This window comes from Gluconacetobacter liquefaciens, from assembly GCF_003350405.1.
Taxonomy (GTDB): Bacteria; Pseudomonadota; Alphaproteobacteria; order Acetobacterales; family Acetobacteraceae; genus Gluconacetobacter; species Gluconacetobacter liquefaciens.
Genome location: NZ_QQAW01000017.1, coordinates 1 through 20,950, shown reverse-complemented (window position 1 = coordinate 20,950; position 20,950 = coordinate 1). Strand labels below are relative to the sequence as shown.

Below are 20,950 nucleotides of genomic sequence, written 5' to 3'. Positions count from 1 at the left end.
CGGGGCAGGATTCGCAATGTGAAGTTTTGATGAAACACCTCCCGCACCACCGCGCGCGGCGCTCATGCCATCCGGACGAGAGAACGCATCTCGATGGGCGTCGCACCGCAGGCCGCCATGAATTCCACGTCGTGCGACGAGAACAGGACCATCTTCTCCTCTCCCGCGCAGCGCAGCAGATGCGCCAGATAATCGCGCGCCTCCGGGTCCAGCCCGTTCGACGGTTCGTCCAGCAGCAGTACGGGCGGATTGCCGATCCAGGCGGCGCACAGCAGCATCTTCCTGCGCGTCCCCAGCGACATGGCATCGAAGCGCGTCCGCAGATGCCGTTCCAGACCGAACCCGTCGAGCATGGCACGGAGCCCGGTCTCCCCCTCCACCCGCCGGGCGGCGGCAACGAAACGCAGAAGGTCCTCCCCCGTCATAAACGGATAGACCGGGCTTTCATCCGGCACATACCCCAGCCGCCGTCTGGCCTCCTCCGGCGCCTGCGTCAGGTCGATCCCGTCGATCACGATGCGCCCCGCCTCAAGGCGCTGCACACCGGCCAGCAGGCGCAGCAGCGTCGATTTGCCGATCCCGTTCTCCCCCCGCAGGGCATGCACCCCCGGCCCGAGATCCAGCGCGATCCCGTCGAAGACCGTCCGCCCGCGCACGGAGGCCCGAAGCCCCGAGCAGGCCAGATGCCCCCCGCCCGTCATCGTGACACCGCCGCCATCGCGGCGCCCGACCAGCCGGCAGCCAGCAACAGGCTGAGGACCAGCCGATGGCGCCCGCCATGCAGCACCGGCCAACGCAGCAGCACCAGTAGTGCCTGCCCCGCCGCCACCAGCCCGGCCAGAACCGCCAGCAAACCCCCTCCCTGCTGCCCCCGCGGCCGAAGCAGGACCGCCAGCGGTACCAGGTTGACCAGCATCAGGAACCCGGTATCGCGCAGCGGCCAGTAACGCCGGGGCAGAGGCAAGCTTGCCAGATACCCCGCCGCTGCCCGATGCGCCTCGGACAGGGTGCGGTAGAGGCCCGCCAGCAACAGGCCGATCACCGCCACGGCCACGATCAGGGTCGGCACGGCGCGGCTGTCGAAGTCGAACAGCGCAACCAGTCGCGCCACGCCAAAGGCCAGCGCAACCGCCGCACCGATCCGAAAGACGGACAGGACCGGCCGATCCGCCAGAATCCCCCACTGCACCCGCAATGCCGGCGCCATGATTCCGGGACGATCGAGCGCCACCACCCGCCCGGCCCGCCGGCGTCGCCGGCGTCCACCAGCCTCCGCCAGACGCTCGCCGAAGCCTGCCACTGCCACGGCGCCGGCCAGCGCCGCTCCAGCCAGGCCCCAGCGCCCCGGCGCCGACGGGGCATCCAGCCCGGCGGCAAGAAGCAGGTCACCAACGCCAACCCCACCGAGCACGACCAGCCGCCGGCTGACGGCAGCATGCTGGGCCACTCCCGCCAGACCCAGCACCACCAGAAAACAGCATGCCGGATACACCCCCTCTGCCTGCGAGGCGATCCGCGCGGCGGCCAGCCCGGCCGCCAGCAGCAAAGGACCATTCGCCACCACCAGCATCGTGGCACCGACCCCGAGCCGGACATGGCGAGGCACCGGCAGGGTGGCCACATACTCCATGAACGCGCCGCCCAGCAGCGCCCGCCGCTGCGGCAGGACCCACAGCACGGCCATCAGGTCGATCACCACCGCCAGCACGGCATGTCCCGCCATTCCCGGACCGGGCGCGACCGCAATCCCCAGCAGTTCGGCAAATCTGAGAAACGGCGCGACGATCGGCGCCCCGGGTACCAGCAGCGTGGCCAGCAGCGCCCATTGCCAGTACCGGGCCAACAGGTCGCGTCCCACCCGCGCGTACCAGTGCAGACGCAATCGTGCCAGACGACCATACATTCCGCTCTCCCCCGATCCCCTCAGCCCGGCCCGCCGGCCGGCATGGCACAATTGACCCACAATACCCGGCTTTCGCCATCATGCGCGTTCATGAAACGATGCGGGCTCAGGCTGAGCAAAGCGAAAACTGTCGCCGGCTTCCAGCAGCATGTCCCGATCTTCGACGGTCAGCATGATCCGGCCCGCCAGCAACAGCCCGGCTTCGGTTCCCTCATGGGTGTACAGGTCGTCGCCCGTCGTGCTGTCGGGTGCCAGCGTCACCATGAACATTTTCAGTGGCGCCTCGTCCTGCGGCGTCAGCAGCCTTTTAGCGATGCCGTTCTTCAACGCCCCCTCCGCCCTGCGCGCAACGCACGCCGAAAGCGCCATTCCCCATCGCGCCATTCTCTGCGTGGCCGCCGCCGTCGCGACCTCGGCCATCCTGTCGCCGACAATGGTCTTCGCGTTTCTGGTCAGCGTCGGCGGCGTCTTCATCATCGCGGGCAACATGATGATCGTCCTCGCCCGGCTCCGTCTCGTGCGCGACGGGCGCCGTGCCGCGCTCTTCACCCTCACGGGACTCGCCGCCGTGCTCTCCGCCATGGCGGTCGATCCGCGGGCACGCCACGAACTTGGCCTCGGCATTATCGCCATCGGCGGCATCTTCGTGCTGGAACGCCTTAAAGCGCGGGCTCCGCCCGCCCCCGCAAGGGGCCAGTCGGCCCCTTGACCCCCATACAGATGGTTTCCAAAGGCACCGCCTTTGGCGGGGTGCGGGGCAGAGCCCCGCATTTACGTCACTTGTTCTCAGGCAGCGCGTAGACCACCAGCACATCGCTCACCGGCGTCATCATGAAATGATGCCCACCCGCCATGATGGCGACATACTGCCTGCCCTTTTGCTCATACGTCATCGGCGTCGCCTGCCCACCGCCCGGCAGCACGTCGTTCCACAGTTCCTTGCCGGTCTTGGCATCGAACGCATGCAGCATGTTGTCGGTCGTCGCGGCGACGAACACCACGCCGCCGGCCGTCACCACCGGCCCGCCATTGTTGGGCGTCCCGATCGTCAGCGGCAGGTAGGTCGGCATCCCCCACGGACCATTCGCCCGCGCACTGCCCAGCGGATGCTGCCACAGCACCTTGCGGGTATGCATGTCGATCGCCGTAATCATGCCGTAGGGCGGCTTGTTACACATCATGTGCGTGTACTGGTTCCAGAACGGCGACACCACGATGCCATAGGGCGTATCGGCCATGGCCCCGTTGCCTTCCGCCCCGCCGCCACCGGGCTTGAAGTTCGGATCGTCGAGCGGCATCAGCCCCAGTTCGTCGGCCTTCTTGCGGGTCACGAGTTGGTCGTACATCGGCGTCACGTTCCAGTTGGCGATCAGCACGCCCGTCCTGGGGTCGTACGCCATGCTGCCCCAGTCGCTTCCGCCGTTGTAACCGGGATATTCGATCCACGGCTTGCCCACGCTGGGGGCCGTGAATTCGCCCTCATATTTGGCCCGGCGGAATTTCAGACGGCAGAAAAGCTGGTCGATGGGCGACATGCCCCACATGTCGCTTTCCTTCAGGTCCGGCAGGCCCAGACGGGGCATACCCACCGACCAGGGCTGCGTGGGCGAACGCGGATCGCCTACCACGTCGGTGTCGGTCGGCGCCGGACGTTCCTCGACCGGCAGCAGCGGCTTGCCGTCACGGCGATCGAGCACGAAGGTCTGGCCGCGCTTCGTCGGCACCACCAGGGCCGGCACCGGCCCATCCTGGCCGGGGAAGTCGATCATGGTGGGCTGGGACCCCATGTCGTAATCCCACACGTCCTTATGGACGGTCTGGAACACCCAGCGCGGCGAACCGGTCTTCACATCCAGCGCCACGATCGCCGACGATACCTTGTTCTCCTCCGGCGACCGCATGGCGGAGTAATAATCGGCCGCCGAATTGCCGGTCGGCACATAGACCAGCCCGAGCGCGTTGTCCCCCGTCATGGTCGCCCAGGAATTGGGCGTCCCCCGGCTGTAATGCTGGCCCTCGGCCGGCTCGCCATGCGCATCCGGGCGGTTGACGTCCCACGCCCACAGAAACTTGCCCGTCTCGGCATCATAGCCACGGATCACGCCCGAGGGCGCCCAGCGGCGCTGCCCATCCAGCACTTCATGATTCACCACGATCGCACCATTCACGATCGGCGGCGGCGCGGTCATCGACACGAAGCCGGGCACCGACTCCCCCATGCCCTTCATCAGATTGACCTGGCCGTGATAGCCGAAGCCTTCGCACAGTTTGCCCGTATCGGCATCGACCTCGATCAGCCGCATGTCCAGCGTGCCTTCGAGGATCCGGTTATGGCACGGCTCTCCCTCCGGCACGGTCGAAGAGGTGTAGTACACCACCCCCTTGCACGCCGCCGTATAGGGAATGCTGGCATATTTCACCCCGGCCTCGTGCCGCCAGATCTCCTTGCCGGTCGCCGGGTCCAGCTTCATGATGTCATTCATGGCCGAACACATGTACAGCCCGTCACCCACCTTGATGGGCGTGGTCTCGGCGGCCCATTTGTTCGTCTGTCCCGCCGCCGGCTTGCTGCCGGTGTGGTAGACGAACGCGCGCGTCAACTGCCCCACATTCTCCGGCGTAATCTGCTCCAGCGGCGAAAAGCGCGTGGCATTGGTATCCCGCCCATAGGCCGGCCAGTCCCCATGCGCCGGATGACTGCTGATCTGCTCGACAGCCGGCGTCACCTCACCGGGCTCCGCGGGCGGTCCATCGGGAATATTCGCGGCATTCACCCCCGGCGCCTGCGGCGCGAAAGGCGACGGACCCGCGAATTTGTTACCGGTCTTCCCCGGTGCATCCGCCTCTCCCGGTCCGGGCGGTGCCGGCTGATAGGCGCTCTGGGCGCGTGCCGGCGCAATGCCCGCCAAGGAGGAAAAAAGCAGCAGGCCGCACAATGAAGTCGCGGCGGAAAGATCTGTCCTGGACATCACGCAATCCCCTTCCGCACCAACGATGTTTTCTGCACACGGCGCAGAACGGGAATGGTCAGCACCACGAGCACGGCAATCAGCGTCGGTCCCAGCAGGCGCGGCAGCAGCCCCCAGCCATCGAACCCGACTTCCCACAACGCCCACGGCCAGGTCAGCAGCCACGCCAGCAGATACAATAGCGCCCCGGAAACCGACCCCATCAGCATGAGAACGCCGCCGGCAATAATCGCGGCACCCGCCACGACATAGTAAAACGAGCCCCCGAGCAGGGCCAGTTCAGCCCCCATGATCAACAGAGGAAGCCCAAGAAGAACGAGCAGCACCGCAACAGCGCACGTCGCCCATTCAGCGGCCCTTCGGGGCCTGTACAAACCTGCCATTCGACAATGCTCCACACAAAACAGAACCCGAACGTTTCAGGAGCTGTCGGGTTCATTGACAAAAGAACCGAGCACAACTGGACAGTTCAAAATAAAGTGCGATCAGGAAAATGCCCTGCATATTACATGCGGTGCACAACCGTGACCGTCTTCGTTCTTTTTTAAAAAAAAGAACCAAAAAACTTTGATTCGTTCAGGAATTTTTTTCTGGGGATACACGATGACCCCGAACGATTAAAAGTCTTTTTGCTTCTTTTTCTTCAGAAAAAGAAGAGAGACCCCTGCCCGGCCGATCAGGTCCCCGGATAGGCCGAGAGTTCCGCCGCTTCCTTCATCGCTTGCTGCGTCAGCCTCTGCTCGTTCTTCCGGAGAAAGAGCCCCGATCCAACCAAGCCGATCAGCGTCACGATGCCAATGGCAATGCCCGTCGGCCCGGAAACCTGCGAAATCTTGCGCCCGAGCATGTAGGTGCCCAGCGCATAACCACCCGCCCAGCATGTGCCCCCCAGCGTATTGAAGAGCATGAAGCGGCGCCAGCGCATGTTGCAGGCCCCGGCCAGCAGCGCCACGAACACCCGCAGAAGCGAGACGAAACGCCCCAGAAAGACGATGGCGCTGCCATGACGGCTGAACAGATAGCGTCCGAGAATCAGCCGTTCGCGGGTCAGGCCGATGCGGGCACCATGTTTTTCGAGCAGCGGCATGCCGAAATGCCGCCCGATCATATAGCCGAAATTATCACCGATAATGGCCCCGGCAATCGCCGCCAGCGCCACTCCCTGGATGGCCAGATGATGCGTCTTGAGGCAGTAGAGCGACGCCGTGATGATGCAGGTCTCAGCCGGGATGGGAATGCCCATGCTCTCCAGCAGAACGGCCAGGGTCACGATGCCGTAACCATAATGATGCAGCAGGCTGTCCAGATGCTGAAGCAGGGGAGGCTTTCCTTGCGCTGATCGACCACCCTGCTTGATGGCGGCAAAACACCCCCGCAGGGAAGAGGGAATAGCGCATGACAGCCCTTCCCCCTCAGCCGACAGCGTCTGACACGCCAAAAAATGACGGAGACCCCACGACAACCGACGCACGGTCAAAAACGGACAAATCGGCCGAAAATGCGTTCCGGCGGCGGGCCGACAGGCGCCGCCGCCAGCCACATCACCCAGCGTCGCCGAAAATATCCTGAAGCGCACGTTTCATGACGGCCGCATCAACCGTTTTTCCCAGCCATAACTCAACGCAGATTACCCCCTGGTTGACGAGCATGCCAAGGCCATCCAGCGGAGTGCAGCCCCGCGCCTTCGCCTCGCGCAGAAGACGCGTCCTGGGCGGATTGGGAATCACGTCGGCAACCACCTGCCCTTTCTTCAGGCTATCCAGCGCGATCGCCGGCATGGCCTCCCCGTCGCCCAACCCCACAGGCGTGGCATTGATGACGATGTCGATGCCATCGGGAACCGTCACCGCACCGTCCCACGCCACGGCCGATGCGTCGCTCCCGGTATTGTCGCGCACCAGCGCCGCGATGGTGTCGGCCTGCGCGAGATTGCGATTGACGATCGTGATATGCGCAGCACCGGCCAGCCCCAGTTCCACAGCAATCGCGCGGGCGGCGCCCCCCGCTCCCAGCAGCAGGATCGTCTTGCCATGCGGGTCGGTCACCTCCTTCAGCGAGGCCAGGAAGCCCTTCCCATCCGTATTGTCGCCGGTCAGCCGGCCATCGCGGATCGTCACGCAATTGACCGCGCCGATAATCTTCGCGGCGTCCGACAGCGCATCCAGATGCTCGATCACCGCGACCTTGTGCGGCAACGAGCAATTGAACCCGACCCATTCCATCGCCTTCGCGCCGCGCACGGCATCGCCCAGATTGTCCGCCGTCACATCGCAATTGATGTAGCGGGCGTCGATGGCATGGTGCCGGTAGGCCGCCTCGATCATGGCCACCGTCGGATTGTCGGCACACGGCGTGGAGAAAGATCCCGTCAGAATACTCAGGAAGTTCTTGTCACTCATTCGGCGCTCCGAAAACTGAGAGGTGCAGTCAATCTGGTCGCCCAGCTATGCATAGCCAGGGCCCGAATGTCCAAGATTGAGACATGACACAAAATTTAAAGCTGCGGCCGTCCCCCGTTACGTGCGATCAATTGTGCGTCAATCACGTTTTACACCATCCCGATCCCCATGGTCGCGCGTAAGAACCGGTAATGCTACGGACAACGGGAAAACACGACATGCAGGCGGGAGCGAGGATGCGACAGAATGGCAAGGCAACGGGCGCGGCACTCGCCCTCTGCGCGGTCCTGGCGCTGGCACCATGGGGCGCCCGGGCGGCGGACAGCGTGGATCACGGCGCCGCCCCCTCGGGCAACGTGACCATCGCAGCACGCTTTGCCGACATGCAGCCCTCCGGCATCGTCGTCCTGCCCGATGGCAGCGTGATCCTCGGCTTTCCCCGCAGCGCGCAGGACCATCCCGGCCCCAGACTCGCACGCCTGACGCCCCACGCGGACGGCCGCCCCGACCTGGCCCCCTACCCCGATGCCGCCACCCAGGCCCGGCTGGTCTCCCCCCTGGGCATGACGCTGGACACGCGCGGACGGATCTGGATCGTCGACGAGGGCACCGTGGCCGGCACCTCCGGCCCCGCGAAACCGGCCCTCGTCATGGTCGACCCCGCGCCGGGCGGCGAGGGGGTCAGAATCCTGCCGCTGCGCGCCCCAGCACTCCGTCCGGACAGCCACGTCAACGACGTGCGGATCGACCTCACGCACGGCCGCGCGGGCCTCGCCTTCATCACCGATACCTCCACGGCCGACCATCCGGCGATCATCGTCGTCGATCTGGCGAGCGGGACCGCCCGCCGCATCCTCGATGCCGACATCTCCACCCGTGCGACACCGGGCTTCGCAATGGCGGTCGACGGCCAGATGCACCGCTTCGACCTGGCCCACCCCGCCATGGGCCAGGGCGGCGCCGACGGCATCGCAATCAGCCCCGACAGCAGCGTGCTCTACTGGCAGCCCCTCTCCAGCCGCCGGCTCTACAGCGCCCCCACCGCCCTTCTCGGCGACCCGCACGCCACCCCCGCGGCCCTGGCGGCCGCGGTACATGATGAAGGCGAAACCGGGGTGGTGGACGGCATGGCCACCGCACCGGACGGCAGCCTCTACCTGACGGACCTGGAACGCCACGCCATCCTGCACCGCGCGACCGACGGCACATTGTCGATGGTCGCACACGACCCACGCCTGATCTCCCCGGACGGCCTGGCACTGCACGGCGACACGCTATGGCTGACGATCGGCCAATGGTCCCGCCTGCCGGTCTTCCACAACGGTCAGGACCGGCAGGAACGCCCCTGGCTCCTCGCCCGCATCCGTCTCCCCTGAAAACCGCGGCCTAAAACGCCGCACCTTACCCGTGCAGCTTCAAAGGCGGTCCTGCGACATCCTCTCACCGCGAGACCGCTGGACCGCCGAACAGCCTCGCCGCACGGACCGCCACGCGCGTATCCCGCTCCCAGATTATCCAGTACCCGACGCCCAACATCAGCACGGCAACCGAGAAAGCCATCCTCTCGACCGGATGCACCGCGTTGAGATCGGAGATGATGAATTTGCGCGAAGGACACGCCACCAGAGCGCATTTTCGGTCAGGCTCTCACAGAAATCTTCCAGGGCAAGCCTGTATGCAGGCCGCACTGGAAAATCGCTCCGATGGGCCTGCGTTCCTCAAAAATGATAACCGATTGTACCATACGCAACACGTTTATCGCCGTAATAACAGAGGTCGGTAGAATTACACTGAACGTAGATTTTGTTAGCAACATTGTTCATGCTCAGTCTGATGTTCAGTCCTTTCATGGAAGAAAACACCTGCCCCGCGTCCCAGCTGAAACCCGTATCGAACAGCACATAAGAGGGATTACGAAAGGAGTTGGCCTGATCCGCCCAGCTCCGGCCCTGATAGCGAACACCAAAATTGATCGACAGACCCGGCGCGATCCCTTTGGGGAAACGATAGTCGATGAATCCGGAGGCCATGTTCGTCGGCTGCTGCGCATGTCGCTTGCCAAGCAGCGAAACCGTTTCGCCTCCGATCGTCTGCCCGGTCAGATTCGTGCGTGAATTATAAACCCGGTTCCACGTGTAGTTCAAAATCAGGTCCAGACCCTGCGCCAGATTGGCATGGGCCGAAAGTTCGACACCCTTGGACTTTACCTGACCGACTTCACTACTATATTGCGGAAAGTCCGGGTTGCTCACGAGCACATTGTTTTCGGACAGATCATAATAAGCAGCAGTCAAAAGGGACTGGGTATGCGGGATCTGGTATTTCAGTCCGCCTTCCCATTGATGTCCGCTCAACGGATCAGGCTGCACAATATTATCGTTTCTATAAACACTCCCGGTTTGGGGCATGAATGATTTCGCGTAATTGAAATACGGCGCAAGTCCGATGCTAGAAACATAGTTGATCCCCGCATTCCATGTAAACGGCCGGTTAAAAAGATCGCCATATCCGTTCCAATCCTGACGCCCAGCGAGCGTTACGTAGAAACGGCGCCATTTGATCTGATCCTGAAAATAGATACCGTCCTGCCAGTAGTTATATTTCGCCCATGTGGATTTTCCTTTCCGATAATTATTGTAATCGGCGAATGTATACTGACCATAAACGGGGTGAAGAATGCTTGCATCTGGGACTGTCGCAAAGTCGAACCCCCAGTAACCGTCCGACCATTGTGCGCGATAATCGACGCCAACGAGAAGAGAGTGCGAAATCGGTCCTGTTTTTAGCTTATAGCCAAGATTGGCCGTCATCTGAGATGAACGTCCCTTGATCGAGCTATCACAAAACGCAGACCGACTGATCGTCTCGGTGGTTGGGTCGACGCTATTAAGCCAGAGACCACACCCCCCGTTACTCTGCGCATCAAAACGTGCAGTCGAATTAAACTGAAGGTTTCGCGTAAACTCATGGTGAAAAATAGCTTCAACCATGTATTCTCGATTCCAGTTATAATTAAAAGACGGATCTCCGTAGTATCTCGATACCGGCAAACGACCAAAATTGGCTTTGATCAAGCTGCCATATGCGGGAACGCCAATCCATGGATCTAGTGACTCCGGATCATAGGAAAACTGTCCAATGATGGTGAGATCGGTCTTTTTATCAATCTTCCATTCGATATCACCTTGAGCAGCCAGTCGCTTGTAGTGATTGTAGTCAATCTGCGATCCTTGGGTAATACCCACTCCAATAAGGCGATAAAGCAATGTCCGGCTCTTATTCAGTGGGCCGCTGAAATCGACTTGCCCTTCGTAACGCCCGTAATTGCCAAAGCCTACATTCGCCTGCCCCTGAGCCTTTTCGGTCGGGCGTTTGAGCGTCATGTTGATGAGACCACCGGGATTGGCCTGCCCATACATGACTGATGACGGACCGCTTAAAGCTTCGATCCGGTCCAGAAAGAATGGATCGCTGACGGACGTTCCATTCAGCAATCCATCCACGAATGTATAGGACTCGAAGCCACGCTGATGCACCGGCTGAAACAGACTGGCTGAAGGCGTGCTGTCATTGGCGCTCAAGCTGACGATACCCGGCGTATAGCGCAACGCCGCGCCGATCGTGAGCGGTTGCAGATCATCCATCTGCTTGCGCGTCACGACATAGACTGTCTTCGGCATCTCGATCAGCGGTGTATCGGTCCGGGTGGCGGAGGCGCTACGGGTCGCGACAAAACCGACGCCAGGACCGTAAGCCGATTGCGCATCTCCTCCGGACGAACTTGCCGTGCCGCCGACGCGCACCGGACCGAGCACGATCGCAGAGGCCGCTTTACCGAGCGTCACGCTGTTCGGGCTCGTGAAACGGTATGTCAGGCCCGTGCCGGCCAACAGGCGGGACAGTCCCTCCTGAGGCGTAAAATCGCCCATCACGGCGACGCTGCGGACAGCCCCGGCATCAGAAGTCGGATAGGCCACCTGAACGCCGGATTGCCGAAAATACGCCTGCAAGGCACCTCGCAGAGGCTGGGCCGGGATCGAGAAATGCCGGATCGTCGCCAAGGGGGTCGTGGGGGCGATTTGCCCCTCGGCCGCGCGAGCGCCCGGCCCCGCAAGGCAAGGACCCATCAGCAGGGCAATGGCGTAAAGGCGCGAGAATGACCTGACTCCGCGATAGCACCTATGGACTGTCACCGAAACTTTCCCCGCTGCAAATGAAACGTATTCTTAAGAACTACAGACCTATGACGACGGAGCGGCGCCGCTCTCTACACCTGCTGCGCTCTTTTTTTGCTGTTCCCTCGGGAAACAAGCCCGATGGATTCGTATTCCGAACAGAACAACAGTCACACTCATGGATTTGCGAACCATTCTCACGAATGGTAGGAGGCGGAGAAGAGCATCGGACAGGCGGCACGTCATGCAGGACAACATCGCGGTTTTGACGGACCTGATTTCTGCGGAACGGCAGAAGCTGCTCAACGTCATCCAGCGGATCGTCGGCAATCCGGAAGCGGCCGAGGATGCGGTGCAGTCGCTGTTCGAAAAGATTCGGCGCATCGAGAATGCGGCGGAGATCGTCAACCCGCGCGCCTTCCTCTATCGCCTCGCCTCCAACCTCGCGATCGACCACGCCCGGCAGGCCAAGCGGCGCGAGGAAATCCAGAGCGACATCCATGACCTTCTCTGGATCGAGGATGACACGCCGTCGCCGGAACGCACGCTATTCGCCCGGCACGAACTGGAAGAAATCGAAAAGGCCGTCGCGGCCCTTCCGGAACCGATGAAAACCGTCTTCGTGCTCAACCGTTTCCATGGCGTACCGCAAAAGGAAATCGCCGCGCGCATGGGCCGGTCCATCGCCCTTGTCAGCCGATATATCTGCCGCGCGCTGGATATCATTTCGTCGTCCCGAACAGGCTGACCTTCCCGGAATCATGGTTCGTCTGTTAAATCGTACAATGGCCGTTCGTCTCAGGAAGAAGGGCGAAAACACGGCGAAGGGCACTACGTGACAGACCAACCGCACGATATCGCGGAAACGGCGCGCCGCTGGATTGTCCGCATGGCGTCCGGCGCCATGACGGCCGAAGAACTGAGCGCGTTCCGACGCTGGCGGGCGGCATCACCGGATAACAACGCAGTCTTCGAACGGGAACGGGCGTTGTGGCGCGCGCTTCACCTCACACCGGAACAGGACCGTACCACGCGCGGCACCTGGCAACGGCTGAGTCAGAGGCATCGCGTGCGCCGGAGCGTACGCCGGGGGCTGTTCCTCGGCAGCGCCGCGATGGTTGCGTCTGTTCTCGTGCTATATGCCCCGGTCGCCTCAACCTGGCTCAGAGCCGATCAGTGGTCGGGAACCACGGTGCAGACGCTGACCCTTGCCGATGGGTCGCGCGCCACTCTCGACGGCGATACCGCCATTGCCACGCGCTACACCGCGACGGAACGGACGATCACGCTGCTGAAAGGCAACGCGCTGTTCGAAGTGAAACATGATCCGCGCCGTCCCTTTCGGGTGGTGGCACGCAATGGAACAACGGAGGATGTGGGAACGGTGTTCGAGATCCGCCGGGAAGAGGCAAGTGTCCGTGTGACGGTCGCGCGGGGCATCGTGGATGTCCATGCGCCGCACCACGCTCCGGCCCCCGTCAGGCTGAAGGCCGGAGACCGCACCAGTTACACCGACGGCATGATCGCGTCGGTCGAACATGGTGTCGCGCCCGAAGAAATCGCCGCCTGGGCGCACGGCGAGCTCATTCTGGACAACGCACCAATCCATAAGGCCGTCGCGGCCATCGTACGATACCGGCGCGGCCGCGTCTATGTTCTGGCCGATGACACCGCAACACCGCCCATCAGCGGGGCATTTCGTATTGATCAGGCAGACGCGGCCATCACGGCCATTGCCGCAACAGCCGGGATGACAGTGACGCATCTGCCGGCGGGCATCTTGCTGCTGCGAAGACAGTAAGCATCCCATGCTGCGTCAATAGGTTGGTGGTGCGAACTGCGGGACTCGAACCCGCACGCCCTTGCGGGCGCAAGATTTTAAGTCTCGTGCGTCTACCATTCCGCCAAGCTCGCCCGGCACGCCCTCTAGCACACTCCCATGACGGGTAAAATCCGGCTGCGACGGTTTTTGGCAGGCTACGCGGCGCGCAACAAAGCAGGTCCATGCCTGCGCAGCCAGGTTTCCGCCATATGGCGATGCGGCGTCAGGGCAGCCACCAGCACCCAGAAATCCGGGCCATGGTTCATATGCCGCAGATGCGCCAGTTCATGCGCAATCACGTAATGCTGCACATCCACGGGCGCCATCACCAGCCGCCAGTTCAGCATCACCGTGCCGTTCGCACTGCAACTACCCCAACGGCTACTGGTATCCTTGATCACCAACCGCCGCGGCCGCAGGCCGGACAATCCCGTCAGCGCTGTCAGCCGCGCGCCCAGCCGATGCCCGGCTTCCTGCCGCAGGAACGTCATCAGGCGGCGGCGCAGGAACGGCGCTTCACCGCTCACCTTCACCACCCCCGACTCGATCCACACCCCCCGCCGCCCATCGGGACAATGGACGATGCCATGCGCGCACCCATCAAGCACCACCTGCCCCCCGTCATGCCACGGTGCCGCCGCAGGCAGGTGATCCAGCCGCGACAGCGCCCAGACAGCATGGTTGCGCAGCAACGCCATCCCGGCCTCGTGCTCCGCCCTCGGCGGCAGGGTAATGACGATTTCGGCCTCGCGCGCATCGATCCGCAACGACAACCGCCGCGCCCGGCTCGACCGGCGCCAGCGCACCGGCACATCCCGCCCTGCGAGCCGCACAATCTCGGCCTCCACCGGCCTCGGCCCGGAGAGGCTGGCCGTCATGCCCGATCGCACGCTCGTGGCCGGCGCGGACGGGGCGTCTTGCCGGGCCAGTCGACAATGTGATGCTCCAATTGCCCGGCCCGCCGCTCGCTGATTGCCCGGCCCCGCACCGAAACCCCGGCCTCATGCACGGTGTCGGGCGAACCCGAAACCAGCGGATGCCACCATGCCAGCGGCCGCCCCTCGGCCACCAGCCGATAGGCGCAGGAGGGCGGCAGCCAGTCGATTTCCGCCAGGGCCTCGGGGGTCAACTGCACGCAATCGGGCACCTTGCGCCGGCGGCACGCATAGTCCGAACACAGGCAGGTTTCCAGATCCAGCAACCGGCAGGCAACATCGGTAAACAGGATCTGCTCGGTCACGTCTTCGCGCAGCTTGTGCAAGCAACAGCGTCCGCAGCCGTCGCACAGCGATTCCCATTCCTCGGTCGTCATTTCGTCCAGCCGGCGGACCTGCCAGAACGGCTTCATATCGGTCATGGCGACCGTCTTACTGAATCCCGGCGGCAGAGAGAAGAAAAACGCCGCCTACCCGTCGAACACGCCAACCAGCACGGCCCCCGCTACCGCCAGCACCGCCGCCGCAAGCGCCGACGGGCCCAGCAGCGGCAACCAAAGGCCGCGCAACCGCACCAGCCGCCCCGCCCCCAACCCTGCCGCCGTCCGCGTCAGTCCAGGCGGCAACCGATCGAGCGCGCGCAGAAGCGGCAACAGAACCAGCGGAACAAGGCAAACAGCCTGCATCACGACAGGCCCGGCACCACCGTCGCGCCAGGGGCCCGACAGCATCACGGCCCCCATCCACCCCGGGATTGCCAGTGCCAGGGCCCCGATCCGGGCGCCCGACAGCACGCTCCGCCCCTTCGGCCCTGCCCGCAACAGCAGGCCGAGCCCGCATGCAGCCCCAGCCGCCACACTTTCCACCAGCAGACTGACAACCAGTGCCGGCACCGAGAAAGCCGGCAACCCGGTCATGGCGCAGCCAGCCAGTCGGCGAAGCGTTTGGAGAGGTCGGGCAGATGCTCGTGCCAGAAAGCGGCATCCATCAGCAGTGGCGTGACCGAGCCCGCATCGCCATGCGCATGATAAAGCGACGCGAACCGCGCCACCTGCTCGGGCTGCGCCATGAAATGCAGTAGGCTGCGCGCCCGGTCGCGCGCCGCCCGATCCAGATCGGGCGCAACACCCCACGACAGGCCATTATCCAGGCTCTGCTCCCATTGCAGTCCCACATCGCGCTGGCCGGTCCCGGCGGCCGTCACCTCGCCCCCCGCCGCGCTGGTCATCAGCACGCTGCCATTCTTGATGATGCGCGCGGATTCCGCCGGGCTGGTCCACCACTCGATATAAGGACGCAACTGGCTGAGCTTGCGGAATGCCCGCGCGACACCCTCGGGCGTGCCCAGCACGGCATAGACATCGGCCGGTGCAACGCCATCGGCCATCAGCGCGATCTCCAACGTCGAGCGTGGATCGCGGCGCAGCCCCCGCTTGCCGGGATAGCGCACGACATTCCAGAAATCGCTCCAGTGCGGGGCCACCGGAATGCGGCCGCGATCCCAGGCCAGGGCAATTCCCTCGCGCATAGCCGGCACGCCGCAGGCATCGGCACTGCCGGGGGCGCCGCCCAGTCGCAGCAGAAATCCCTGCATGCAGGCGGCACGGGCGGTGCTGTCTTCCATCAGCGCCACAGTCCAGGCACGGCCGGCATGCCCCGACCGGGGCCGCGGATCGCCATCCCACACATACCGCAGAATACCGACCCCCATCTGGGCCGCGAAGGGGCGGAAAAACGCCTTGTCCTGGGCCGCACTCAGGGCGCCGCCCAGACTGTTCACCACCAGCGCATGCGTGCGCCAGCCTGTCCGGGCATTCCCGCTAGTCGGCACGATCGCCAGCAGCAGCAACCCGATCAGAAGACGGCGAAGCGATCGGAGAATGCGGGGCGGGCGGGACAGAGGAATGAACTTTCGCAGGAGGCAGGATAAACAGGCGGGCACGCTAGCCCATTTCCCCCCGAAACGGAAAGGCCACCGCATGGGCCGGCTGCCACGCCAGCCGCGCGGTGCGTCCGGGCACGAGCCCCGTCAGGCTCTGCGCCGGCGGCCGGCGGACCAGAACCTCCTGTCCGTCCTCCAGCCGGAAACGCAGCCGGATATGGTCGCCCATATGATGCAGCCCCACCAGCACCGTCGGCAGCGTGTCCTCGCCATCGTCATCGGCGGCAGCCCGGCCGGTCGGAAACAGGGTGGCAATCCGGTCGGGCCGGATACACAGCGTGCACAGCATGTCGTCGGCCAGGCCCTGACCTGCCATGGCCTCGACCCGCGCGCCGCTGGCCAGATGGACCGACGCCAGATCGTCTTCCACCCACGCGACGCGCCCGGTCAGGGCATTGGCGTCGCCGAAGCCGGTGGCAACCCTGTCGCAGGCCGGCCGGTCGAACAGTTCGGCGGCATTGCCGATCTGCAACAGCGCGCGCCCCGACAGCACGCCGATCGCGTCGCCCAGCAGCAACGCGTCCTCGCGATCGCTGGTCGCCAGCAGCAGCGTCAGGCCCTGCGCCCGCGCCACCCGCGCCAGCAGGCGGCGCATCGCCAGCCGATCACCCCGCGCCAAACCGACGAACGGGTCGTCCAGCAGCAGGACGGACGGCGCGAAGACCAGCAACCGGCCAAGCCGCGCCCGCCATTCATCCTGCGGATCAAGGGCGCGCGGCCGGCGGGACGCGCATCCATCCAGCCCCAGCAGCGCCAGCACAGCATCCACCCGCGCCACGATCGCCGGACGAGCCATGCCGCGCGCCTCCAGCGGAAAGGCCAGGTTCCGCCGCACGGTCAGGTGCGCGAACAACGGATCGCGCGCACTGAACAATCCCAGCCCCCGATGGCCGGCCGGCAACTCCGCCACATCCCGCCCGTCGAGCAGGATCTCGCCGGCCACGCACGGCAGATGGCCCGCCAGCGTATCCAGCAGGCGGGAAAGATCGACCGCGCGATCCCCCAGCAACGCCAGACACCCGCCGGGCGCGATCGAAAATGACAGCGCGGGCGTGGAGGGCTCCACCGGCGCGCACACAAATCCGCGAACATCAAGACGTGGAGAGAGGGGAGCCATGCGAGAAGCGAAACCTGCCAGGACGGAGCGAAAGCCGGCAAGTGTAGACAACCCGCATGAAAGATACGACCGATCTCGCGGCGCGAGCCCGTAAAATCGTCGACCACACGCTGCGAACGACCGTTTTCGTCCCACCATCGGCCAGGGCGCGCGCCACTGGCCGGGCCGCGCACCGACGGCCCACGGGTCGTTGCCAAGCCACGCGAAGTGGCCGATCATCGGCCGGACATCCGAACCGCCGTGCGCCGAATGCGACCGGCGGCCATCGCCAGCCATGCCGCGATCAGCTATCTGGCCGGGCGGGCATTCCGGCGGAGCGCCCGCCAACGAAGCAGAGGGAAGAAGCAAGGACCATGAAGATAGCCGAACTTGGCAAAGCCACTGTCCAGGCGGAACTGACCGTACGCCGCGAGATGGCCATCCGCATCGGCAGGCAGGTGGCGTTCCTGGTCGTCGCCGCCGTGTTCGGCCTGCTGGCGATCCTGTCGGGACACGCATTGCTTTGGGCCTTCGCCTACCAGACGCTGGGGTTCAGCGTGCTCGGCGCGGCGATCCTGGTCTTCGCGATCGATGGCGCCATGGCACTGCTGTTCCTGTTGCTCGGCCGCCGCTCGATCATGACCGCGACCGAAATCCGCGCCCGCTTCGCCCGCGAGCACGCGCTGAACGAACTGCGCCAGGCCATGGCCCTGACCGCCGTGACGACCGCGATCGCCGGCCCGGTCGGCCGCCAGGCCCTGCGCGCGATCCTGCACCTCGTCCGCTCGGTCTTCGGCCGCAAGGGCATCTGACCCCTCCGATCAGCACCGTATTGCCTGAGAGACGCCAAAGCCGGTTGGGGACCATGCTGAAATTGCATTGGCCCCCGCCCGCCATTTCTGGAAACGTATTCCCTCGTCACAATTTCATGAGCACGCAGACCTGATGCGTCCTCATGGCAAGTCAGGGAAACCGGGTAGCTGTGGAGATGGCGGACTCCGAGCGTAGTGCACGGGCACGATCCTTTGGACGTCGTCTGACCCATAAGAGCGCGCCCCGACAGGGACGGCCCGGCCGTGATCCGTTGCGCTGCGGTCCGGCCGTCGCAGGCGCGGCAACCCGGACATGAGCATCCGTCTGGTCCCTCCGCACACGGCGCTGCATTTCCCGCGCTCGCTGGTCCGCTTCGGCGGCTTTGCCTTCCCCGACTGGAAAGCACTCTCGCCTACTATCGCCTACAGCATCCGCGCACTGCTGGCCGTGGGGCTGGCCCTGTTCCTGGCATTCTTCTTCCAGCTCCAGACACCGATGTCCTCGGTCACGACGGTTCTGATCGTGGCCAACCCGGTCGTCGGTGCGATGGTCTCCAAGAGCTTCTGGCGTATTTTCGGCACCGTGATCGGCGCAACAGCAGCGGTGTTGCTGATGGCGGCCTTCCCGCAGTCACCGATGCTCTATTTCATGGGTCTGTCGATCATCATCGGCATCGCCTGCTGCGTCTCAACATTGCTGCGGTTCTACAAGGCCTATGCCGCCGTGCTGGCGGGCTACACCATCGTGCTGGTTTCCATTTCCACCTTCGCCGACCCCGACCGCATCTTCATGGCTGCCATGTCGCGCCTGTCGGCGGTCACGGTCGGCATCGTCAGCACGGCCGTGGTGTTTCTGGTCACGTCGGTCAGCCGGCCGGAAAAGGTTCTGCGCCAGGTCGACCAGACGCTGCGCAACATCACCGGCCAGTTCTCGCACCCGGCGGACCTGGAGGACATGGTCCCCGGTCAGACCCCCATGCCGGACGATGGCGGCCAGCCGTTCTCGTTCCGCGCCATGACGCTGACCAGCTATGACGCCCGCGCACGCCTGCTCTCCCAGGCCAATGCGCTGGTCGAAGCGATCGAATATGCCGCCGCCGACAATTTCGCGATCGGCCGGCGGGCCGCCGGCCTGCGTGCCGGCGTGGCCCGGCTGCTGGGGCTGCTCAGCACCCATCACCCGATCTGGCGCGACGACCCGCCCGACAATCCGCAATCCGCAGCCGCCCGCGACCTGGTGCATGACGTGATGGCGCGCTTCGCCGTCATCCCCCCGGAAAACCTGCACCTCGACGATCCGGCCGGCATGCGTACCCACCTCGCCGCCGCCATCGACACCCTGGACGACCTGTCAGAAGAGACCAAAGACCTCCCCACCATCGCGTTCATCGACAACGAACGCGACATCCTGGTGCAATTGCGCAGCGCGCTGGACGATTTCGTGGGGCCGCAGGCACATGTCCGCCCGATCCGGCTACGACTGTTCTTCGACTGGCCGGCGGCGCTGCGCAACGGCACGCGCGGCGCGTTCGTCACCCTGCTGGGCTGTCTGACATGGTATGTCCTCCGCTGGTCGAACGGCGCCACCATGCTCGCCTATCTCATCCCGGCGTCCTGCCTGCTGGCCACCAGCCCGGTGGCATCCCGCGCCAGCGTCATGTTTGCCAGCGGCACCCTGGCCGCGATTCCCGCCGCCTTCATCTGCCAGACCTTCCTCCTGCCCCGTATCGACGGTTATCCGCTGTTGTGGCTGTCCCTGTCGGTTTGCCTGCTGCCGGGCATCTGGCTTCAATTCCATCCCCGCCACGCCATGCGCGGCTTCGGTTATGCGGTATTCTTCAATGCCATGGTGCAGATCCGCAATCCGATCTCCTATGACGACCTGTCCCTGATGAATGTCTGGCTGTCCTACCTGATCGCCCTGATCGGGCTGGCTCTGGTCTTCCGGGTCATCCTGCCGTCCGACCATCGGCTGGACACCGCCCGACTGGTCACGTCGATGAATCGCGCCACCCAGCAACTGGCCAGCCTGCCGCTGAACCGGCACGTCAGCTGGACGGTGTGGGAAAACCTGCAGATGCAGAAGATCCTGCGTATGATCCAACGCTTCTCGCTGGTCGCACCACCTGCCCGCGTCTACGAAACCACCGATGCGGCGTTCATCTGCGTCTCGGTGGGGCGCCTGATCGCGCGACTGCGGCATCTGGTGCAGAATCCGGCGGTGCACGAACAGGACCGCGCCTGCACGCTGGCGGCGCTGGCGTCGTTCCAGCATCTATGCACCCAGCCCACCCGCACCGCGCTGATCCTCCGCACCGCGGCACAGGAAGTGATGCGCGATGTCGAAGAGCGCCCCGCTGCATCCCACGTTCCCACCCGGCGCATTGCCGCCTGCCTCGAACAGGCATCGCTGCTGGTAGACTCGGCGCCCGGATTCTTTCACAAACAAGGTCCCCTGCAATTGCCTGGCGACATGCCGGGCGCCAATAACAGGCTGAATATGGCCATCCCACCCCAGACGCGTTCGTTCGGAATGAGAGCCGCGTGATGCTGACCGAGTTCAATTTCTTCGGCGCCTTCATGGCGCCGATCGTCGTCTACGCAATCGCCGCTCTGCCGGTGACCATGCTGATCCGCTTCGCGCTGTGGTGGACCGGCATCATGAAATGGTTCTGGCATCTCGCGCTATTCGAGGTCGCCCTCTACACTTGTGTTCTGTGCCTGATGATCCTGTTCGTCTGAGAAACGGTCGAACAACTGCCCCTGCAAGGTCCGAGATAGACAATGCCCCTTCTACGCACCCTGATCCGCGTGGTTCTGACCCTGAGCGTCGTTGTGCTGGCGATCGTTCTGGGGGTGACCCTGTGGGACACGTATATGATTGCCCCCTGGACGCG

General features: G+C 64.2%; 21 protein-coding genes, 1 tRNA gene and 1 pseudogene. 8 read left to right on the top strand and 15 right to left on the bottom strand.

Going from position 1 to position 20,950, the window contains the following annotated elements:
- Positions 1 to 62 precede the first annotated feature (62 nt).
- The 3 genes from C7453_RS17725 to C7453_RS19030 all read right to left on the bottom strand — a co-directional run bounded on the left by C7453_RS17725 (position 63) and on the right by C7453_RS19030 (position 2,230).
- Positions 63 to 701: an ABC transporter ATP-binding protein gene (locus tag C7453_RS17725; RefSeq protein ID WP_114729478.1), complete on the bottom strand. Its 639-nt coding sequence runs from the start codon at positions 699 to 701 to the stop codon at positions 63 to 65.
- Complete coding sequence (locus tag C7453_RS17720; protein ID WP_114729476.1) at positions 698 to 1,903, bottom strand: hypothetical protein; 1,206 nt, start codon at positions 1,901 to 1,903, stop codon at positions 698 to 700. The genes C7453_RS17725 and C7453_RS17720 overlap by 4 nt, the downstream gene beginning before the upstream one ends.
- Positions 1,904 to 1,981: 78 nt before the next feature.
- On the bottom strand, positions 1,982 to 2,230 hold the full coding sequence (locus C7453_RS19030) for a cupin domain-containing protein (protein ID WP_170143280.1): 249 nt from the start codon (positions 2,228 to 2,230) through the stop codon (positions 1,982 to 1,984).
- Here C7453_RS19030 and C7453_RS19025 point away from each other — a divergent pair.
- A complete protein-coding gene (locus C7453_RS19025; RefSeq protein ID WP_170143279.1) occupies positions 2,217 to 2,612 on the top strand; it encodes a hypothetical protein in 396 nt (131 codons plus the stop codon). The genes C7453_RS19030 and C7453_RS19025 overlap by 14 nt on opposite strands.
- A gap of 67 nt (positions 2,613 to 2,679) precedes the next feature.
- On the opposite strand, the gene C7453_RS17710 is transcribed toward C7453_RS19025, so the two are convergent.
- The 4 genes from C7453_RS17710 to aroE form a co-directional block, all read right to left on the bottom strand.
- Positions 2,680 to 4,872, bottom strand: a complete 2,193-nt coding sequence (locus C7453_RS17710; protein WP_114729472.1) for a pyrroloquinoline quinone-dependent dehydrogenase — start codon at positions 4,870 to 4,872, stop codon at positions 2,680 to 2,682.
- Positions 4,872 to 5,168 carry a glycerol dehydrogenase gene (locus tag C7453_RS17705; protein WP_371858504.1) on the bottom strand — a complete coding sequence of 99 codons (297 nt, stop codon included), beginning with the start codon at positions 5,166 to 5,168 and terminating at the stop codon, positions 4,872 to 4,874. Before C7453_RS17705 ends, C7453_RS17710 begins: the two co-directional genes overlap by 1 nt.
- 380 nt (positions 5,169 to 5,548) lie before the next feature.
- Positions 5,549 to 6,310 (bottom strand): DedA family protein, encoded by a 762-nt coding sequence (locus C7453_RS17700; RefSeq protein WP_245949143.1) that lies wholly within the window; start codon positions 6,308 to 6,310, stop codon positions 5,549 to 5,551.
- Positions 6,311 to 6,413: 103 nt separating this feature from the next.
- A complete protein-coding gene (aroE, locus tag C7453_RS17695; RefSeq protein WP_114729468.1) occupies positions 6,414 to 7,271 on the bottom strand; it encodes a shikimate dehydrogenase in 858 nt (285 codons plus the stop codon).
- A 236-nt stretch (positions 7,272 to 7,507) separates the two neighbouring features.
- Here aroE and C7453_RS17690 point away from each other — a divergent pair, with 236 nt between their 5' ends.
- Positions 7,508 to 8,647 carry an SMP-30/gluconolactonase/LRE family protein gene (locus C7453_RS17690; RefSeq protein ID WP_170143278.1) on the top strand — a complete coding sequence of 380 codons (1,140 nt, stop codon included), beginning with the start codon at positions 7,508 to 7,510 and terminating at the stop codon, positions 8,645 to 8,647.
- Between the two features lie 64 nt (positions 8,648 to 8,711).
- On the opposite strand, the gene C7453_RS19210 is transcribed toward C7453_RS17690, so the two are convergent.
- Both C7453_RS19210 and C7453_RS17680 read right to left on the bottom strand, forming a co-directional pair.
- On the bottom strand, positions 8,712 to 8,894 hold the full coding sequence (locus tag C7453_RS19210; protein WP_114729464.1) for a phosphate-starvation-inducible PsiE family protein: 183 nt from the start codon (positions 8,892 to 8,894) through the stop codon (positions 8,712 to 8,714).
- Between the two features lie 95 nt (positions 8,895 to 8,989).
- Positions 8,990 to 11,464, bottom strand: coding sequence for a TonB-dependent siderophore receptor (locus C7453_RS17680; protein ID WP_245949142.1), 2,475 nt, complete (start codon positions 11,462 to 11,464; stop codon positions 8,990 to 8,992).
- Between the two features lie 226 nt (positions 11,465 to 11,690).
- Between C7453_RS17680 and C7453_RS17675 the strand changes: the two genes are divergently transcribed.
- Positions 11,691 to 12,194 (top strand): RNA polymerase sigma factor, encoded by a 504-nt coding sequence (locus tag C7453_RS17675; protein ID WP_170143277.1) that lies wholly within the window; start codon positions 11,691 to 11,693, stop codon positions 12,192 to 12,194.
- Positions 12,195 to 12,281: 87 nt separating this feature from the next.
- Positions 12,282 to 13,247, top strand: a complete 966-nt coding sequence (locus tag C7453_RS17670; protein WP_114729459.1) for a FecR family protein — start codon at positions 12,282 to 12,284, stop codon at positions 13,245 to 13,247.
- 27 nt (positions 13,248 to 13,274) lie between these two features.
- Here C7453_RS17670 and C7453_RS17665 read toward each other — a convergent pair.
- The 6 genes from C7453_RS17665 to C7453_RS17640 form a co-directional block, all read right to left on the bottom strand.
- Positions 13,275 to 13,360: transfer RNA gene (locus C7453_RS17665), tRNA-Leu, on the bottom strand.
- Between the two features lie 63 nt (positions 13,361 to 13,423).
- Positions 13,424 to 14,146 (bottom strand): M48 family metallopeptidase, encoded by a 723-nt coding sequence (locus C7453_RS17660; protein WP_114729457.1) that lies wholly within the window; start codon positions 14,144 to 14,146, stop codon positions 13,424 to 13,426.
- A complete protein-coding gene (locus C7453_RS17655; RefSeq protein ID WP_114729455.1) occupies positions 14,143 to 14,625 on the bottom strand; it encodes a YcgN family cysteine cluster protein in 483 nt (160 codons plus the stop codon). The genes C7453_RS17660 and C7453_RS17655 overlap by 4 nt, the downstream gene beginning before the upstream one ends.
- Positions 14,626 to 14,673: 48 nt before the next feature.
- Complete coding sequence (locus C7453_RS17650; protein WP_114729453.1) at positions 14,674 to 15,120, bottom strand: ABC transporter permease subunit; 447 nt, start codon at positions 15,118 to 15,120, stop codon at positions 14,674 to 14,676.
- Positions 15,117 to 16,145 (bottom strand): extracellular solute-binding protein, encoded by a 1,029-nt coding sequence (locus C7453_RS17645; RefSeq protein WP_245949141.1) that lies wholly within the window; start codon positions 16,143 to 16,145, stop codon positions 15,117 to 15,119. The genes C7453_RS17650 and C7453_RS17645 overlap by 4 nt, the downstream gene beginning before the upstream one ends.
- Before the next feature lies 1 nt (position 16,146).
- Entirely contained in the window at positions 16,147 to 17,211 is a 1,065-nt protein-coding gene (locus tag C7453_RS17640; RefSeq protein ID WP_245949140.1) for an ABC transporter ATP-binding protein, read from the bottom strand.
- Positions 17,212 to 17,615: 404 nt separating this feature from the next.
- Here C7453_RS17640 and C7453_RS17635 point away from each other — a divergent pair, with 404 nt between their 5' ends.
- From C7453_RS17635 to C7453_RS17620, 4 genes and pseudogenes are all read left to right on the top strand, one after another.
- Positions 17,616 to 18,053: a hypothetical protein gene (locus C7453_RS17635; RefSeq protein ID WP_114729447.1), complete on the top strand. Its 438-nt coding sequence runs from the start codon at positions 17,616 to 17,618 to the stop codon at positions 18,051 to 18,053.
- Positions 18,054 to 18,366: 313 nt separating this feature from the next.
- Entirely contained in the window at positions 18,367 to 20,601 is a 2,235-nt protein-coding gene (locus tag C7453_RS17630) for an FUSC family protein (RefSeq protein ID WP_220791297.1), read from the top strand.
- On the top strand, positions 20,601 to 20,795 hold the full coding sequence (locus C7453_RS17625) for a DUF1656 domain-containing protein (protein ID WP_114729445.1): 195 nt from the start codon (positions 20,601 to 20,603) through the stop codon (positions 20,793 to 20,795). Before C7453_RS17630 ends, C7453_RS17625 begins: the two co-directional genes overlap by 1 nt.
- Positions 20,796 to 20,837: 42 nt before the next feature.
- Positions 20,838 to 20,950, top strand: a pseudogene (locus C7453_RS17620) (efflux transporter periplasmic adaptor subunit); the annotation flags it as partial.

Excerpts from the sequence above, each read along its gene's own strand:
- C7453_RS17660 (WP_114729457.1), bottom strand. The coding sequence starts at position 14,146 with ATGACGGCCAGCCTCTCCGGGCCGAGGCCGGTGGAGGCCGAGATTGTG.
- C7453_RS17630 (WP_220791297.1), top strand. The coding sequence starts at position 18,367 with ATGAGCATCCGTCTGGTCCCTCCGCACACGGCGCTGCATTTCCCGCGC.
- C7453_RS17725 (WP_114729478.1), bottom strand. The coding sequence starts at position 701 with ATGACGGGCGGGGGGCATCTGGCCTGCTCGGGGCTTCGGGCCTCCGTG.
- aroE (WP_114729468.1), bottom strand. The coding sequence starts at position 7,271 with ATGAGTGACAAGAACTTCCTGAGTATTCTGACGGGATCTTTCTCCACG.
- C7453_RS17710 (WP_114729472.1), bottom strand. The coding sequence starts at position 4,872 with ATGTCCAGGACAGATCTTTCCGCCGCGACTTCATTGTGCGGCCTGCTG.
- C7453_RS17635 (WP_114729447.1), top strand. The coding sequence starts at position 17,616 with ATGAAGATAGCCGAACTTGGCAAAGCCACTGTCCAGGCGGAACTGACC.
- C7453_RS17675 (WP_170143277.1), top strand. The coding sequence starts at position 11,691 with ATGCAGGACAACATCGCGGTTTTGACGGACCTGATTTCTGCGGAACGG.
- C7453_RS17690 (WP_170143278.1), top strand. The coding sequence starts at position 7,508 with ATGCGACAGAATGGCAAGGCAACGGGCGCGGCACTCGCCCTCTGCGCG.
- C7453_RS17655 (WP_114729455.1), bottom strand. The coding sequence starts at position 14,625 with ATGACCGATATGAAGCCGTTCTGGCAGGTCCGCCGGCTGGACGAAATG.
- C7453_RS17650 (WP_114729453.1), bottom strand. The coding sequence starts at position 15,120 with ATGACCGGGTTGCCGGCTTTCTCGGTGCCGGCACTGGTTGTCAGTCTG.
- C7453_RS17625 (WP_114729445.1), top strand. The coding sequence starts at position 20,601 with ATGCTGACCGAGTTCAATTTCTTCGGCGCCTTCATGGCGCCGATCGTC.
- C7453_RS17720 (WP_114729476.1), bottom strand. The coding sequence starts at position 1,903 with ATGTATGGTCGTCTGGCACGATTGCGTCTGCACTGGTACGCGCGGGTG.
- C7453_RS19025 (WP_170143279.1), top strand. The coding sequence starts at position 2,217 with ATGCCGTTCTTCAACGCCCCCTCCGCCCTGCGCGCAACGCACGCCGAA.